Annotated in this window: 13 protein-coding genes and 4 pseudogenes; 15 read left to right on the top strand and 2 right to left on the bottom strand. The window is 60.0% G+C overall.

Going from position 1 to position 15,122, the window contains the following annotated elements; genetic code table 11:
• The first annotated feature begins 189 nt into the window (after positions 1 to 189).
• From NKI70_RS28815 to NKI70_RS28755, 12 genes and pseudogenes are all read left to right on the top strand, one after another.
• Positions 190 to 1,011 (top strand): alpha/beta fold hydrolase, encoded by an 822-nt coding sequence (locus NKI70_RS28815; protein WP_502898948.1) that lies wholly within the window; start codon positions 190 to 192, stop codon positions 1,009 to 1,011.
• Positions 1,012 to 1,095: 84 nt separating this feature from the next.
• A complete protein-coding gene (locus tag NKI70_RS28810; protein ID WP_352725690.1) occupies positions 1,096 to 2,082 on the top strand; it encodes an alpha/beta fold hydrolase in 987 nt (328 codons plus the stop codon).
• 181 nt (positions 2,083 to 2,263) lie between these two features.
• Positions 2,264 to 3,175: an alpha/beta fold hydrolase gene (locus NKI70_RS28805; protein WP_352693770.1), complete on the top strand. Its 912-nt coding sequence runs from the start codon at positions 2,264 to 2,266 to the stop codon at positions 3,173 to 3,175.
• A gap of 105 nt (positions 3,176 to 3,280) precedes the next feature.
• Complete coding sequence (locus NKI70_RS28800) at positions 3,281 to 4,249, top strand: MBL fold metallo-hydrolase (protein ID WP_352725688.1); 969 nt, start codon at positions 3,281 to 3,283, stop codon at positions 4,247 to 4,249.
• Between the two features lie 140 nt (positions 4,250 to 4,389).
• Positions 4,390 to 5,139: an SDR family NAD(P)-dependent oxidoreductase gene (locus NKI70_RS28795; protein WP_352693773.1), complete on the top strand. Its 750-nt coding sequence runs from the start codon at positions 4,390 to 4,392 to the stop codon at positions 5,137 to 5,139.
• A 72-nt stretch (positions 5,140 to 5,211) separates the two neighbouring features.
• Entirely contained in the window at positions 5,212 to 5,685 is a 474-nt protein-coding gene (locus NKI70_RS28790; protein WP_352693775.1) for a nuclear transport factor 2 family protein, read from the top strand.
• Between the two features lie 284 nt (positions 5,686 to 5,969).
• Positions 5,970 to 6,566, top strand: a complete 597-nt coding sequence (locus tag NKI70_RS28780; protein WP_352693777.1) for a pyridoxamine 5'-phosphate oxidase family protein — start codon at positions 5,970 to 5,972, stop codon at positions 6,564 to 6,566.
• Positions 6,567 to 6,879: 313 nt separating this feature from the next.
• Positions 6,880 to 8,562: pseudogene (locus tag NKI70_RS28775) on the top strand (FAD-dependent oxidoreductase).
• Positions 8,562 to 8,870, top strand: a pseudogene (locus NKI70_RS28770) (UBP-type zinc finger domain-containing protein). Before NKI70_RS28775 ends, NKI70_RS28770 begins: the two co-directional pseudogenes overlap by 1 nt.
• 355 nt (positions 8,871 to 9,225) lie before the next feature.
• Entirely contained in the window at positions 9,226 to 9,633 is a 408-nt protein-coding gene (locus NKI70_RS28765; RefSeq protein WP_352725686.1) for a response regulator transcription factor, read from the top strand.
• Between the two features lie 75 nt (positions 9,634 to 9,708).
• The gene (locus NKI70_RS28760; RefSeq protein ID WP_352725684.1) at positions 9,709 to 10,602 is read left to right on the top strand and encodes a response regulator; all 894 of its coding nucleotides are present in this window, start codon (positions 9,709 to 9,711) and stop codon (positions 10,600 to 10,602) included.
• A gap of 179 nt (positions 10,603 to 10,781) precedes the next feature.
• Positions 10,782 to 12,263 carry a PAS domain-containing sensor histidine kinase gene (locus NKI70_RS28755; protein WP_352725682.1) on the top strand — a complete coding sequence of 494 codons (1,482 nt, stop codon included), beginning with the start codon at positions 10,782 to 10,784 and terminating at the stop codon, positions 12,261 to 12,263.
• 383 nt (positions 12,264 to 12,646) lie between these two features.
• Here NKI70_RS28755 and NKI70_RS28750 read toward each other — a convergent pair.
• Positions 12,647 to 13,006, bottom strand: a pseudogene (locus tag NKI70_RS28750) (adenylate/guanylate cyclase domain-containing protein); the annotation flags it as partial.
• 377 nt (positions 13,007 to 13,383) lie between these two features.
• Positions 13,384 to 13,582 (bottom strand): annotated as a pseudogene (locus NKI70_RS28745) (ATP-binding protein); the annotation flags it as partial.
• 198 nt (positions 13,583 to 13,780) lie between these two features.
• On the opposite strand from NKI70_RS28745, the gene NKI70_RS28740 reads away from it, so the two are divergent.
• The 3 genes from NKI70_RS28740 to NKI70_RS28730 form a co-directional block, all read left to right on the top strand.
• A complete protein-coding gene (locus NKI70_RS28740; RefSeq protein ID WP_352725680.1) occupies positions 13,781 to 14,032 on the top strand; it encodes a type II toxin-antitoxin system Phd/YefM family antitoxin in 252 nt (83 codons plus the stop codon).
• A gap of 121 nt (positions 14,033 to 14,153) precedes the next feature.
• The gene (locus NKI70_RS28735) at positions 14,154 to 14,420 is read left to right on the top strand and encodes a hypothetical protein (protein ID WP_352725678.1); all 267 of its coding nucleotides are present in this window, start codon (positions 14,154 to 14,156) and stop codon (positions 14,418 to 14,420) included.
• A gap of 445 nt (positions 14,421 to 14,865) precedes the next feature.
• The coding region (locus NKI70_RS28730) for a hypothetical protein (RefSeq protein ID WP_352725676.1) at positions 14,866 to 15,122 on the top strand (257 nt) is incomplete at its 3' end.

Below are 15,122 nucleotides of genomic sequence, written 5' to 3'. Positions count from 1 at the left end.
AGGCGGAAGAAAGCGGCGAAGCGAGTGAACAGCCCAAGCAAACGGGGTTCGAGTTTCGAGGCCTTTTACGAGAGCGTCGTGATCGGCGACGCGAGCCAACTCACACCGACAAAATTAGCGCTCCCGGCGTTCGCCATCGCCACCGAGCCGACGGTCACCGCAGTCGATTCAGATCAGAAAGGACAGACCATGAGCATGATCACAACCAAGGACGGCACCGAGATCTACTATAAGGACTGGGGCTCGGGACAGCCTGTCGTGTTCAGCCACGGCTGGCCGCTTTCCTCCGATGCCTTCGAGGACCAGATGTTCTTTCTGGCCTCCAATGGCTATCGCTGCATTGCACATGATCGCCGGGGACATGGCCGCTCCAGCCAGCCCTGGAAGGGCAACGACCTCGACACTTATGCCGACGATCTCGCCGAACTCACCGCGGCGCTTGATCTGAAGGATGCAATCCATGTCGGCCATTCCACCGGCGGCGGTGAAGTCACCCGCTATATCGGTCGGCACGGCACGGGACGAGTGGCCAAGGCCGTGCTGATTGGTGCCATCCCGCCAGTCATGCTCAGGTCGGAGAAGAACCCGGGCGGCACGCCGATCGAGGCATTCAATCAGTTGCGCGCAGCCGTTCTCATAGATCGCTCGCAATTCTGGAAGGATCTCAGTGTTCCCTTCTATGGCTACAACCGCCCGGGAGCGAAGGTATCGGAGGGAGTCTGCGAGTCGTTCTGGCTCCAGGGCATGATGGCCGGCTTCCCGGCGTCTTACTTCTGCATCAAGGCCTTCTCCGAAACCGACCTCACCGAGGATTTGAAAGAGATCGACGTGCCGACGCTCGTGCTGCACGGCGACGACGACCAGATCGTCCCGATCGCGGATTCGGCTCTCCTCTCGTCGAAGCTGATCAAGAACGCGAAACTCGTCGTCTATGAAGGCGCCCCGCACGGAATGTGCACCACCCTCAAGGACCAGGTGAACGACGAGTTGCTCGCCTTCATCAAATCCTGACGCAAAATCCGCCTCTGCTGCTTCGCAGAAAACAACCGCCCGGCGGCTGGGTGAGTTCTGCCCGACTGTCGAAAGGACAAATCAATGACCGAGAAAGCTTCGGGATTCCTTGCCTCTGCGTCGCGCCGGGTCGTGCTGATAGGAGCGACCGGGTTGGTCGCAACGTCAGTCATGGGTCTCCCCATCGTACCAGGTGGAAATGAGGCTCGGGCGGCTGCCAAAAAGCCTCAGAAGGCTCGAACCGGCGATACTCTCGCCACCAAAGACGGCACCGAGATCTACTATAAGGACTGGGGCTCGGGACAGCCTGTCGTGTTCAGCCACGGCTGGCCGCTTTCCTCCGATGCCTTCGAGGACCAGATGTTCTTTCTGGCCTCCAATGGCTATCGCTGCATTGCACATGATCGCCGGGGACATGGCCGCTCCAGCCAGCCCTGGAACGGCAACAACCTCGACACCTATGCCGACGATCTCGCCGAACTCACCGCCGCGCTTGATCTGAAGGATGCAATCCATGTCGGCCATTCCACCGGCGGCGGTGAAGTCACCCGCTATATTGGTCGACACGGCACGGGACGGGTGGCCAAGGCTGTACTGATCAGTGCGATACCACCGCTTCGACTGAAGACGGAAGCGAACCCCCTCGGCGCGTCGATCGAAGCGTTCGACCAGGTGCGCGCCAGTGTTCAAGCGGACCGCTCACAATTCTGGAAGGATCTTAGTCTTGCCTTCTATGGCTATAACCGCCCGGGAACGAAGATATCGCAAGGAGTCTGCGAGTCGTTCTGGCTCCAGGGCATGATGGCCGGCTTCCCGGCGTCCTATCTCGGCATCAAGGCACAGTCCGAGACAGATCTCACCGAGGATTTGAAGAAGATCGACGTGCCGACGCTCGTGCTGCACGGAGACGACGACCAGCTAGTTCCGATCGTGGATTCGGCGCTGCTGTCGGCGAAGCTTGTGAAGAATGCGAAACTGAAGGTGATCAAAGGTGCACCGCACGGTTTATGCACGACACACAAAGACGAGGTGAACGCGGAGCTCCTCGCCTTCATACGCCAAACGGCCTGACTCCCCGCCTCCTCCCCCACAGGCCGTTGACTGCGCTACGCGGGCGACCGCGTGCCCGCGTAGCGCCTTTCCTCAACAATCCCGGCAGCCGCCGGACAAAGGAGATCAAATGTTCACTTTCAATACCCGCCGCACCGCGCTGGTGTTTGCTGCCGCACTGCTTTCTTCGACCCCACTGCCGATGATGGTCAATGCCCCTGCAAGTGCCGCCGCTGAGACCGTGGACTCGACCACCCACTACCACACGGTCAAGATCGGTGGCGTCGACGTTTTCTATCGTGAGGCAGGGCCGGCGAACGCGCCGGTTGTGCTTCTGCTTCACGGCTTCCCGACCTCTTCACACATGTTCCGCAATCTGATCCCGGCGCTTGCCGACCGCTATCACGTGATCGCGCCCGACTACCCGGGATTTGGCGAGAGCGCGGCACCTGATCACACCAAATTCGCGTACACCTTCGCTCACTACGCCGATCTGGTGGATGGCTTGCTCGGGCGACTCGGCGCGAACAACTACGCGATGTACGTCATGGACTACGGCGCTCCGGTCGGATACCGGCTCGCGCTCAAACATCCGGAACGGGTAACCGCCTTGATCGTGCAAAACGGCAACGCTTACGAGGAGGGCCTGAAGGAATTCTGGGATCCGATCAAGGCCTATTGGGCAGACGGTTCGGCCGCGCATCGGAAGGCGCTGAGTTTCCTTGTCACGCCTGCCGTCACGAAATTCCAATACACGGACGGCGTAGCCGACGTTTCCCGGATCGACCCGGACAATTGGGAACATGACCAGGTGCTGCTCGACCGTCCCGGCAACAAGGACATTCAGCTCGATCTCTTCCACGACTATGGCAGCAACGTCCCACTCTACCCGAAATTCCAGGCATTTTTCCGCGAGCGCAAGCCGCCAATGCTGGTCGTGTGGGGCAAGAACGACAAAATCTTCCCCGCCGATGGCGCCGGCCCATATCTTCGTGATTTGCCAGGAGCCGAGCTTCATTTGCTGGATACCGGGCATTTCGCGCTCGAAGACAAGCTGGATGAGATGGTACCGCTGATCCGGGACTTCCTGGACCGCAAGCTGGCCACCAACTGAGCCAACGTCAGCTGCGATCGGAGCGCTGGCGGCGTCGCGGCCGCCAGCGGGTGGACGCGAGACGCACAAACACGACATGACGCACCATCAAAGGATGAAACAATCATGTACGCCCGCCGGCATTTACTTTCGCGTCGCGGCTTTTGCCTGTGCTGCATGGCCGCTTTCGCCGGCGCTGTTACCGGCGGCTGGCTCACACCTCGGGAAGCATTTGCCGAGGCACGCGGCATCGTCAGCCTGATCAAGGACGGTGCCGCCGTATCGCCCATAGCCACCCACAAATTGCGCGGCAACGTGAGTGTGCTTGAGGGTTCCGGCGGCAACGTCGCGGTCCTCACTGGACCCGACGGCAAGGTGCTTGTCGATGCCGGCATCGGGGTTTCCCGCCCTCAAATGACGAGGGCGCTCGCCAATCTCGGCCCCGAGCCGATCACACATTTGATCAACACGCATTGGCATTTTGATCACACCGACGGCAATGCATGGCTTCGCTCGGCCGGAGCGAAGATCATCGCTCACGAAAACACCCGCAAATATCTCTCACAGACCCAGCGCGTCGAGGAATGGGACTATAACTTCCGGCCATTGCTCCCGGATGGATTACCCAGCGAAGTGTTCGCCGACAGGCGCGATCTGCAGCTCAATCGGGCGTCCATCGCACTGAAACGTTGCGGCCCGGCGCACACCGACAGCGACATCTCCGTCACGTTTGGCGAAGCAGATATCGTCCATGTCGGTGATACCTATTGGAACGGCATTTATCCCTTCATCGACTATTCGACGGGCGGCAGCATCGACGGAATGATCGCTGCGTCCGACGCTAATCTCGCCGCGACAACCGGCAAGACGATCATCATTCCGGGTTACGGCCATCCGGTCAGCAACCGAGCGGAGCTCCAGGACTTTCGCGACATGCTGGTCGTGATCCGGGAGAATGTCGCGAAGCTGAAGCGCCTGGGACGAACGCGCGACGAAACCGTGGTGGCCAAACCTACGGCTGCGTTCGACGGCAAGTGGGGCAACTTCGTGATCGATCCCGGTTTTTTCACTCGGTTGGTCTACGAAGGCGTTTGATCGCCAAATCGGATTTCGGAGCGTCTGCTCGGTTGAAACATGAGCGCCGTCGAACAATTTTGGCCGGCAGCCGCAGGCTGGGACCACTCACTGCCTCTATTCATCGCCGCCGCGACCAACTTGGATCAGGAGATTTCGTAATGGGCAAGCTCAACGGAAAAGTCGCAGTGATCACCGGCGCAACGAGTGGCATAGGTTTGGCCGCGGCAAAACGGTTTGCGGCGGAAGGCGCCCGTGTATTCATGACCGGCCGCCGCAAAAGGGAACTCGATGCGGCGATCAACGAAGTTGGCAACAATTCGCGAGGCATTCAGGGTGATGTAGCGAACCTAGCCGATCTCGACCGCCTTTTTGAGATCGTGAAGGATGAAGCCGGCGCCATCGACATTCTATTCGCCAACGCAGGTGGCGGGGAATTTTCCGCTCTCGGCGCTATTACGGAAGAGCATTTCGACAGAACTTTTGGAGTCAACGTAAAAGGCACGCTCTTCACAGTCCAGAAGGCGCTGCCGCTTCTCAGGGACCATAGCTCGATCATCCTTACCGGATCGACCGCTGCGACGACTGGCACGCCTGGGTTCAGCGTCTACGGCGCCAGCAAGGCAGCAATCCGCAACTTCGCGCGCAGTTGGATTCTTGATCTGGTCGGCCGAGGGATTCGCGTCAATATACTTGTCCCCGGCGCCACCTCTACTCCCGGCTGGCACGAGCTCGCGCCATCCGAGGAGGCCCACAATGAGATGATCCGGTTCGTGTCGACAAGAACGCCGTTAGGGCGTCTCGCTGACCCCGACGAAACCGCAAGCGCAGCCCTCTTCCTTGCTTCCAGCGACAGCAGCTTCGTCACGGGAAGCGAGTTGTTTGTCGATGGCGGCTCCGCGCAGATCTAGGTTTCAGGTTACGTCGTCGGGACCGTGACCAACCGCTTACCAATCGAAACACTGACTGAAAGGAGAAAGATCATGCCTGAACAACGCCCGCCGCTGCCGCCATTCACCCGCGAATCCGCCATCCAGAAGGTTCGCGGTGCAGAAGATGGCTGGAACAGCTGCAATCCCGAACGCGTGTCGCTCGCCTATACTGTTGACAGCTATTGGCGCAATCGCTCGACTTTTGTGCAGGGACGCGAGGCTATCGTCGCCTTCCTGACCGGCAAGTGGGTGCGTGAACTGGATTATCGGCTGATCAAGGAACTTTGGGCCTTCACGGACAACCGCATCGCCGTTCGCTTCGCTTATGAATATCACGACGATTCCGGCAACTGGTTCCGCGCCTATGGCAATGAGAATTGGGAATTCGATGAAAACGGCCTGATGCAAAAACGCTTTGCCTGCATCAATGATTTGCCAATTCAGGAATCAGAATGCAAATTCTTGTGGAACCGCTCCGGACCACGTCCGGCCGATCATCCGGGCCTGTCGGAGTTAGGGTTGTAATCTGTGCCTAAGACCATCACCGTACGTTCGGACGTCATTCCGGTCCTTGCCGAGATCTTCCGCGAACATGGCTTCGAAGGCGCGAGCCACCATCGGCCAGAAGACCGGACTCGGCAACGGGCCGACCTTTCCGTCCCGGTCGGCAACCAGTGCGTGACGACGCCACCGCCCTTTCGCTCTTCCGGGAAGCGCGGAAATCTCGAAGTTGGACTCACGGATCTGCCAGATCGTCAGGGTTCTCGTGCCATCTAGCCAACCATCTAGCGACTCGCAGGGAGCAATGAATGGCCCACAAATTCGCCGAAATCGCGTTCACTGACGCAGTGAAGTCCGTGCAGCAAACGATGGGCAGCCGCAGCGCTTATGCCCGCCGTGAAGCCGGTTCTGATATCAACGGCCAGCTTGGGCCAGATGAGATCAAGTTTCTCGCCGAGCGCGACAGCTTCTACATTGCTTCGGTCTCGGAGATCGGATGGCCCTACGTGCAGTTCCGTGGTGGGCCGGCTGGATTCCTGAAGGTCCTTGACGAACAGACTCTGGGCTTTGCGGATTTCCGGGGCAACCGGCAGTACATTACCACCGGCAACGTCGCCGAGGACGACCGTATTTCGCTGTTCCTGATGGACTATCCGAACAGGCGCCGTCTCAAGATCTTCGGTCGAATGCATGTCATCGGTACCCGAGATGATCCGGCGCTCACGGCAAGGCTGACAATCGGGGATTATGCTGCAGTGGTCGAACGAGTGATGCTCATCAAGGTCGAGGCCTTCGACTGGAACTGCCCGCAACACATAACGCCCCGCTTTACTGAAAACGAGATTGCGGCAGCTTTCGCGGCTCACCGGGAGGGCAATGCCAAGAATCGCGGGCCGGCATCGTAGCGAACCCATTGAGGAGTGGACGGATGCAGGACAATTCCCAGACCTCGGAAGCGCCGATCTTTGGCGTACTTCTGGCCGCCGGCGAGGCGCCCAACTTCAGCCCTGGCGGCGCAGTCCGCATTCTTACCCGCTTTCCGATGGGCCACTACCGCGTACCCACTTATCTGCGCGGCAAGGAAAGCTCGTCGAGGTCGTCATCGAGCCGACAGCCGTCGATAACGAGGAAGAAGGTTACGGCACTTTCCGATTGGAGCAGCGTTGAAGCTCAGAGACCGCTTCGATCTACGGGATGTCGGCGATAGGTTCGAAAATCATGTCTCAAACCACCAACCGGATCTTCGGTGCGCGTCGCGATCAGGCGTTTCCCACGCTGGCTGAGGCCGACATCGATCGCATGCGCCGGTTCGGCGAGACCAGCGCCTATGCCGCCGGCGAGCACATCGTCACGGCCGGCGATGTGGCGCCCGGCTTGATCGTCGTCCTGTCGGGTAGAGTGGAGATCACCCAGGATGGCGGGCTCGGCCGGCGTGAAACGATCGTCACGCATGGTCCAGGCAGCTTCGTCGGCGAACTGGCGCAGCTTTCGGCTCGTCCCTCGCTGGTGAATTCGTAGGCCGCCGAGCCCGTGGAGGCGTTGGTCATCGCCTCGCAGCGGCTGCGCGACCTGATGGTGCAAGAGGCCAATCTCGGTGAGCGCATCATGCGGGCACTGATCCTGCGCCGTGTCGGGCTGCTGGAAAGCGCCACCAGCGGACCAATCATCATCGGATCCGTCGACAATAGTGATGTATCGCGGCTGCAGGGTTTCCTGGCCCGCAGCGGCCAGCCGCTCCGCGTGCTTGATTCCGGCAGCGATCCTTGCGCGAAAACCCTGGTCGAGCGCTTCGAGGTCGACCCTCACCATCTGCCGATCGTGCTGTGTCCGAACGGCCGGCTGCTGATGAACCCGAGCGAGAAGGACCTCGCCCGCTGCATCGGCCTGTTGCGGCCGATCGATGCCGACAAACTGTACGACGTCGCCATCGTCGGCGCCGGACCGGCGGGGTTGGCTGCTGCGGTCTATGCGGCTTCCGAAGGGCTGTCGACGATCGTGCTCGATTGCCGGGCTTTCGGCGGGCAGGCCGGCGCCTCCTCGCGCATCGAGAACTAACTCGGCTTCCCAACCGGCATTTCGGGCATGGCGCTGATGGCGCGTGCCTATAATCAGGCGCAAAAATTCGGTGTCGAAATGGTGATACCGGACGAGGCGAAGCTGCTGAGCGCCGGAACCGACGGTGCCCGTTACACGCTTGATATCGGCGACGGCGAGACCGTGCGGACGCGCACCGTTGTGATCGCCAGCGGCGCGCGCTATCGTCGCCTCGATATGGCGCAGTTCGAGGGATCGTGCGTGCACTATTGGGCGTCGCCGATCGAAGCACGGCTTTGCCAGGGCCAGGAAGTGGCATTGGTCGGCGCCGGCAATTCGGCCGGACAGGCGGCAGTCTACCTGGCCAGCCACGTGCGCAAGGTGGCGCTGCTGGCGCGTGGCGGCAGCCTCGACACCAGCATACGCGCTACCTGGTCGAGCGCGTCAAGGCACAGCCGAATATCGAGGTGCTGACCGGGACTAAAATCGAAGCGCTGGAAGCCGAAGGGGGCAGCCTTGGCCAGGTGCGATGGCGCAACCGCGCCAGCGGCGCGGAAACGACGCGCCCGATCCGCCATCTCTTTCTGTTCATCGGCGCCGACCCGAATACGGACTTGGTTGGTGCACTGCAATGTGGCGCTGGGTGCCAAGGGTTTCGTCCGCACCGGATCCTACATAGGGTCGGGGCATGGTGTGATGGAGACCAGCCGCAGCGGAGTGTTCGCCATCGGCGACGTTCGCGCCGGCTCGGTCAAGCGCGTCGCGGCGGCTGTCGGCGAAGGCGCCCCGGCGTTGGCGGCGTTGCACGCATATCTCGCGCGGGACGGCAGCCACGCCGTCGCGCCTGAACTGGCCAGGAGAGCGTGATGGCAGACGAATGCAGGCATGCGGCAGTCGTTCAGGATGTGACGCCGAGCTCACTCGGCTGCGAGGAATGCCTGAAGAGCGGTTCGCAATGGGTGCATCTGCGGCTCTCCCGCACATGCGGCCATGTCGGCTGCTGAGACGACTCGCCCAACCGTCACGCCACCAAGCACTTTCACGCGACCCGCCATCCGATCATCGAGGGCTACGATCCGCCGGAAGGTTGGGGATGGTGCTACATCGATGAGGTCTTTCTCGACCTTGGCGACCGCGTCACGCCGCAGAACGGCCCGATCCCGCGATTTTATTGAGCTGCATGCGAAACAATGGCGAACGAGAGTGTTTCGTCTAACGAAGAGTCTGCCTCCTGCGCCCCGTGCGCCCGGGCTTGGCCGCAAGCACGGCTTTAACGGCCTCGCGGCCCTCGGCGAGGTCAAGCGATGACGGTCGCCTTGCTCGGCCTAGAGGGCTGGGTCATGGACGCTCATCCCATTTGCAGAAGGCACGGTGAGCGGGCTCCGTCGTGGAACTCGTACGAATGGCTGACGCGTTGGGCCAGAGCCAAGCTAAGCCCACCCGAATAGACCAAAGTCTAGTCTCGCCACCACCATGTGCGAGGCGCGCCGGACTCCCGTCCAGTTGCGGAATATCGATCCTCCCTCCATCATGACCAGCGTGAAGAAACAAAAAGAAACCACGACGCGGGCGCCGCTGATCGCCTGTGTAGACGACGATGCCAGCGTGAGGGAAGCGCTGGAAGGTCTCCTATTGGCCTTCAATTTTGAGGTCGCCACGTTTGCTTCAGCTGAGAGCTTTCTGGCATCGGGTTCCATCGATACCGTTTCGTGCCTAATAACCGACGTAAGGCTAGGAGGAATGTCCGGGTTGCAGCTTCAGAAGAGCCTGATCGCCAGAGGCCGTCTGATCCCGACGATAGTCATCACCGCATTCTCCGAAAAAGGGTTTCGCGAATCAGCGATGGAGAATGGAGCGATAGCGATGCTGCTGAAACCGATCACTGCGAATCGGCTCCTAGCCGCCGTGAACACGGCTCTGAATCGCGGCAAGCCTTGACTGTATCGAAGGTTCATCCGGGATGATGTATCAGAGACAGAGGCAGTATCTTGAGAACGCCTGAGGGATGCGTACATGCACGGGTTGGAATCGCAGATGTCCACGGGTAGCGGCTGGACAGGTGAGGCGCCGGAGCCATTCGGGGAGCGCCCTTTGCGTTTCCGACGGTTCTGCGTGTTGCCGCGATCGCGTGTCTTGCTATGCGACGGTCGTCCGGTCCCGATCGGCAGCAGGGCTTTCGATCTCCTGACGGCATTATTGCGGGTGCGTGGCAGGATCGCCGAGAAGAATAGCATCCTGAAGTGCGTATGGCCGTCCACTATCGTCGACGACAGTAACCTTCGATTTCAGATGGCCGCGCTGCGAAGGGTGCTCGGGTCGGACGGAGATATGATCAAGACCATCCCTGGCCGCGGTTACCTTTTCGCGGACGATGACGTCACGGAGAATGCGGCGCCTCCACCCATGCAGAAAACATCGGAACACGAGACTGTGCAGGTCCCAGGATGGCTGCGGCTGGTTTCGAATCCCGAAGTCCCGTCTCGCACTGCGGCGCCTTATGTAGCTGTGATAGACGACGAGCCCGAGATTAGGGAGGCCTTGGTCGGCTTAATGGAGTCGGCGGGCCTATGCGCTGAGGCTTTTCCCTCAGTGCGCGCTTTCCTCGATAGCGATCGTCCTTCGCCGCCAAGCTGTCTTGTGCTGGACGCATGGCTTCCCGAACACGGCGGACTGGATTTTCAGGCCGACCTGGCCAAGGCAAAGGTGCGGCTTCCACTGATCTTCATAAGCGGTCACGCCGATGTGGCAATGTCGGTGCGCGCCATGAAAGCAGGGGCGATTGAATTCCTGACCAAGCCGGTCCGGCACGAGGAGCTCCTGAACGCGATCAAATTTGCAATGGCTGCTGACATTGCCGCTTTCCGACCTGGTTCGTCACCAGAGCATATGAGGCAGTTGAGGTCGTGATTTAGCGAAGTCTCTGGTCACCAAACAATTTGAGATCTCCAGCTCACCCGAACCTGAACCCATTCGCACTGGCTTCGGTGGAGAACATATATTAAGTGGAGGACATATATTAAAACGATGTCGATCACCGTTTGTATGGTGGCGCGTTTCGGCCGGCCGTGATCGTGAAGGGACCTGCAATGCAGGGTGAGCTTGGCGGTGCCGTTGATGAGTTACCCGGACTTCTATGGACGGCCGCGCCCGACGGACAAATTGACTTTCTGAATCAACGCTGGCGCGAATACACCGGTGTGGCCTTAGCAGAGTTTCATGGCCGAGGTTGGCAGACTCGCGTCCACCCGGAGGACCTTCCCCGACTTCTCGCCGGCTGGCGAAGCGTTCCAGTGTCGAGCGCGCCCATTGAAGCGGACGTTCGTCTGCGTGGGGCGGACGGGGAATATCGCTGGTTCCTGTTTCTCGCTCATCCCTCTCTTGACTCAGCCGGCCAAGTCATCAAGTGGTCGGGATTCAGCACCGACATCGACAATCGAAAGCGTGCCGAAGAGGAATTGCGGGAGAGCGCAGCGAGATTCCGAGACTACGCCGAAACTGCCTCCGATTGGCTGTGGGAAATTGGTACGGACTACAATTACACGCTGTTGACTGAGAATGCGTTTGGTTCACACCCAGCGGATCGAATCGGCACGAAGTGCTGGGATCATGCTCTCGACTTCGAAACGGAACCGGAGAAGTGGCGGCTTGTTCTTGAGACCCTTGATGCACGCAGACCGTTTCGCGACTTCGTATTCTGCTCTGCGGACGGCACCGGCTCTCCGATGTACGTAAAAGCCAGCGGCAAGCCTGTGTTCGACGCCGCCGGAGAATTCAGCGGCTACCGCGGCACAGGGTCCGATGTGACGGCAATCATTCGCGCCGAGCGCGCGGAGGCGTCCTTGCGGACAGCGCAGGCCGACCTCGCTCACATGAGCCGCGTTACGACTTTGGGGCAGCTCACGGCCTCTATTGCCCATGAGCTCACTCAGCCGATCGCGGCCGCGCTCCTCAACGCTGAGACCGCGCTGAGGTGCCTTATTCGCGAGCCGCCAGACGTCGTACGCGCGACACAGGCGATCAACCGCTTCGTGAACGACGGCATGCGCGCCACGGACATTATTGATCGGACGCGCGCGCTGGTTAAGAAGACGCCTGCACGAAAGGACAACCTGGAAATTAATCTTGCAATTTCGGAAATTGTTGGACTGACTCGCAGTGAAGTATCGAAAAATGGTGTTCAGCTGCAGACCCAGCTAGCGGAGGGCTTGCCAGTGGTTCAAGGCGATCGCGTACAGCTTCAACAAGTCATGCTGAATTTGATCATGAACGCCGTCGAGTCGATGAGCCAAATGAGTGACGAGCGTCGAGAACTGCTGATTAGCACCCAACCCGAAGACGATTGCGTTCTGGTTGCGGTGCGGGACTCTGGCCCAGGGCTGCCCGAAGTCGCCTTGGAGCGAGCCTTTGAGGCGTTCTATACGACGAAGTCTAGCGGCTTAGGGATGGGACTATCGATCTGCCGTTCAATCGTGGAGGCTCACGGAGGACGATTGTGGGCGGCCGCGAATTTTCCAAAAGGTGCCGCTTTTCAATTCACTGTGCCTGTCATCTCGGATCTCCGGGCCTGACAGAAGTCTTCGATATTTACCGATAATTTGGCGCGCCCCATACGGTTCGAACGTCGACCTTGCCTTCGGGGGGCAGAACTCCCGTTCTAACCGCTGCTATAGTATGAATCAGATGTTCGCCGAGCCCTCGCGGCTTCCCTTCCACGGTCGAGCCTTCTCCGCCGGCGCTTCCACTTAGCAGAGGGGCGATTTCATCGCATGTCCACATCACGGCCAGCTTGAGAGCGTCGTCGATATGAACATAGCCTTGAGTACCTCCCCTCGCGGCTTGGCCGAGAAGCGCCGCAATCGTCAACTCGGAAAATCCTAAATTCGCCAGCCACGCTACAAAAGGTGTGGCGCAGCGTGTGGGGAGTGACGCCTTCGATGTTGGCCCCGGCGCACAACCGGGCAAGACAGCTATTCGTCGCCGTAAAGCGACCCTCGTCCACGGTGACTTCGCCGATGTTGATGCCGATGCGGACGTCGAACCTGTCCTCCCCAGCTACAGAGGCGTTGCGCTCTGCCATTCCGCGCTGGAGAGCCACGGCACATTCGACAGCGCCGACCACGCTGCCGAACTCCGCGAGAAGGCCATCGCCCATGAGCTTAAAGATCCGCCCATGATGCCGCGCAATCTCGGGCTCAAAAAGCTCAGTGCGTCGCGCCCGAAGGCGGTCAAAGGTGCCCGCTTCGTCTTGCTCCATAAGTGCGGAGTATCCGACCACGTCGGCAGCCAGAATTGCAGATAATCGGCGCTCCATGTCTTAGCTCCTAACATGAATTCCGCGCCAAACACTGTACATGACTTTGCCGCATGTTTCACGCGCGGCTACAGAGTTGATCACCAAAAGCGTGGTCTACTGGTTGCATGACTCGTTACGACAACCAGTTCGCTCACGCTTACTTCGCTTGTGTTCTCGACCACCGTCACTGCGGCCTCTGTACCTGGGCTACGAATGTCCGCCTAAGGTTCGGATCGCGAAGTTCCCCGCCGCATTGGCGAAGGTCCTAAGATGGCGCTTCTTTCTCGTTCCGATCGAGGAAGGTACGAAAGAAAACCACCTCTCGCGACCCTCCCTTGTCGCTCCCGATCAAAGCGACGGTTTTGCAACTGACTTTTGCACAGTCGCAGAATTCAACGGCCCTGCCGGCCGGCACGGGTCTCGGTCTCGAGCCTGTTGACGGGGTCAACGAGGTTGAAGAAGCGCCCGCGTGCGCCGTTGTGGATGAGAGAACGGGCAATGGCGATGGCCAGATGCGACTTGTGTGCCTGTCCCGCCGACCAGGCATTGCGCCGATCGGCGACGAAGGCGCCCGCCAACCGCTTCATCGCCGACATCCACCTGCCGCTCCACAATGCCCGCTTCGCCAGGCCGCCCGAGATTGCCGACAGCGGCTCCTCCTCGATGCACTGGATCTCGGTCAACTGGTCAGGACCGGCGGCGACGAAGGCGAGAATGGTGGCGCTCGCGCGCCGCCATTCTTGCTTTCTTACGTGAAATACCTATATAGGTATTTCAAAAGGAAGTACGGCGATGAAGCAATTCACATTCTCGGACATGAATCGGGTGTCAGGCGAAATCCTCGAAACGGCATTGATCGAGCCGGTGGCCCTGACCAAGCGCGGCAAGGAAAAGCTCGTCATCCTGTCCGCTGCTCAGTACCACCAACTCGTCGGCCAGCCGCATTCTGTCGCCTATACGCTCGAGGACGCTCCTGATGAAGTCCACAATGAACTCATGACAGGACTGGATGCAATAATTTCCGGCGACAAGCCGCATGTTTAAAGCCGGCGATCTGTTCCGATATTATTACCTATGGGCGCGGGAAGCAGACGCCGGCGAGGAATCCGGACGCAAGGCGAGGCCGGTTTGCGTCGTTGTCCGGACGCCAGCAACGCCCGCAGCCTTGTTTCTCTTTCCGCTGACTTCGCAAAAACCCGACCGGTCGCGCCCGCATCTCGCCATCAGCGAAATCGAATGCCGCCGCGGCGGCCTCGACTACCCGTCATGGCTGATCCTGAACGAATATAACCGGGTGCAGGTCGATGAAGCCTATGATCTGGTGACGACCACGCCGATTGGCGCGTTCAGTCCCGCATTTGTCCGCAAGATTGCTGGCGTGATCAAAGAGACGGCGGCGCAGCGTCGATTGCGCGGCATCGTTCGCAAATAGCCGGACTGATTGCAGGCCTCCGGTCCTTACTCGCTCGAGCGGGCCAGGACCGCGCGAGGAGCGCCCCTACGCCCCTCCCCTCGCACTCCCCTCCCCACCAGGGCCGCCGCTCTGTTTCGCGATGTGGGGTCACTTCAGCCTGTCGTCATTGTCGGCAAGTCGAACGCCATAGCCAGGTCCTGGACCACTCCAGCGACAAGGCGACGGAGAACCGGCCTGCGGCCGGTTGGCGATTTGCCGATTGATGATGTTGATAGGCGGCCCCGGGGCCCCGAAGGCCGCGTTATCGGGCAGCTCCAAAGTGGCAGTTCGCAATCTTTATGCTGCGCGCGCACCATACGGCAGGCCCTGCCCCGGCGCGCAACCCTTAAGGGTTCTCCTCTGCGCTTCGCTCCGTTGCGACCTGCGGTGCACTTGCATGTCCTGCCGAATTCGAGCTTCGCGATTGCGCACAACCACTTTGGAGGATCTACCTCATGAAAACGCTCGTGCCCTTCTGCCAGAAAACCCGCCGCCGCCTTCGTTTGTACATCAATCGGCAAATCGCCAACTGTCCCATAAGGGCGGCCAGCTTAAACTCTCCGTCGCGTTCTCGCTTCCGTTGCTCGCCAAGCTCGAGGTGAGCTATCAGGTGCAGTTCGACGAAAAAGCAGATAACGGAACAAACCGAAGTGAGCGACGGAGCCGCGCCCTGCCAAGCAG

It is taken from the genome of Mesorhizobium sp. M0500, assembly GCF_040321165.1.
In the GTDB taxonomy this organism is placed as follows: Bacteria; Pseudomonadota; Alphaproteobacteria; order Rhizobiales; family Rhizobiaceae; genus Mesorhizobium.
The sequence above is the reverse complement of the archived record's forward strand: the minus strand, read 5'-3'. Positions and strand labels throughout refer to the sequence as shown.

Coding starts and splice junctions, on each gene's coding strand:
- NKI70_RS28760 (WP_352725684.1), top strand. CDS start 9,709: ATGCACGGGTTGGAATCGCAGATGTCCACGGGTAGCGGCTGGACAGGT.
- NKI70_RS28755 (WP_352725682.1), top strand. CDS start 10,782: ATGCAGGGTGAGCTTGGCGGTGCCGTTGATGAGTTACCCGGACTTCTA.
- NKI70_RS28790 (WP_352693775.1), top strand. CDS start 5,212: ATGCCTGAACAACGCCCGCCGCTGCCGCCATTCACCCGCGAATCCGCC.
- NKI70_RS28800 (WP_352725688.1), top strand. CDS start 3,281: ATGTACGCCCGCCGGCATTTACTTTCGCGTCGCGGCTTTTGCCTGTGC.
- NKI70_RS28795 (WP_352693773.1), top strand. CDS start 4,390: ATGGGCAAGCTCAACGGAAAAGTCGCAGTGATCACCGGCGCAACGAGT.
- NKI70_RS28740 (WP_352725680.1), top strand. CDS start 13,781: ATGAAGCAATTCACATTCTCGGACATGAATCGGGTGTCAGGCGAAATC.
- NKI70_RS28805 (WP_352693770.1), top strand. CDS start 2,264: ATGATGGTCAATGCCCCTGCAAGTGCCGCCGCTGAGACCGTGGACTCG.
- NKI70_RS28815 (WP_502898948.1), top strand. CDS start 190: ATGAGCATGATCACAACCAAGGACGGCACCGAGATCTACTATAAGGAC.
- NKI70_RS28780 (WP_352693777.1), top strand. CDS start 5,970: ATGGCCCACAAATTCGCCGAAATCGCGTTCACTGACGCAGTGAAGTCC.
- NKI70_RS28810 (WP_352725690.1), top strand. CDS start 1,096: ATGACCGAGAAAGCTTCGGGATTCCTTGCCTCTGCGTCGCGCCGGGTC.
- NKI70_RS28765 (WP_352725686.1), top strand. CDS start 9,226: ATGACCAGCGTGAAGAAACAAAAAGAAACCACGACGCGGGCGCCGCTG.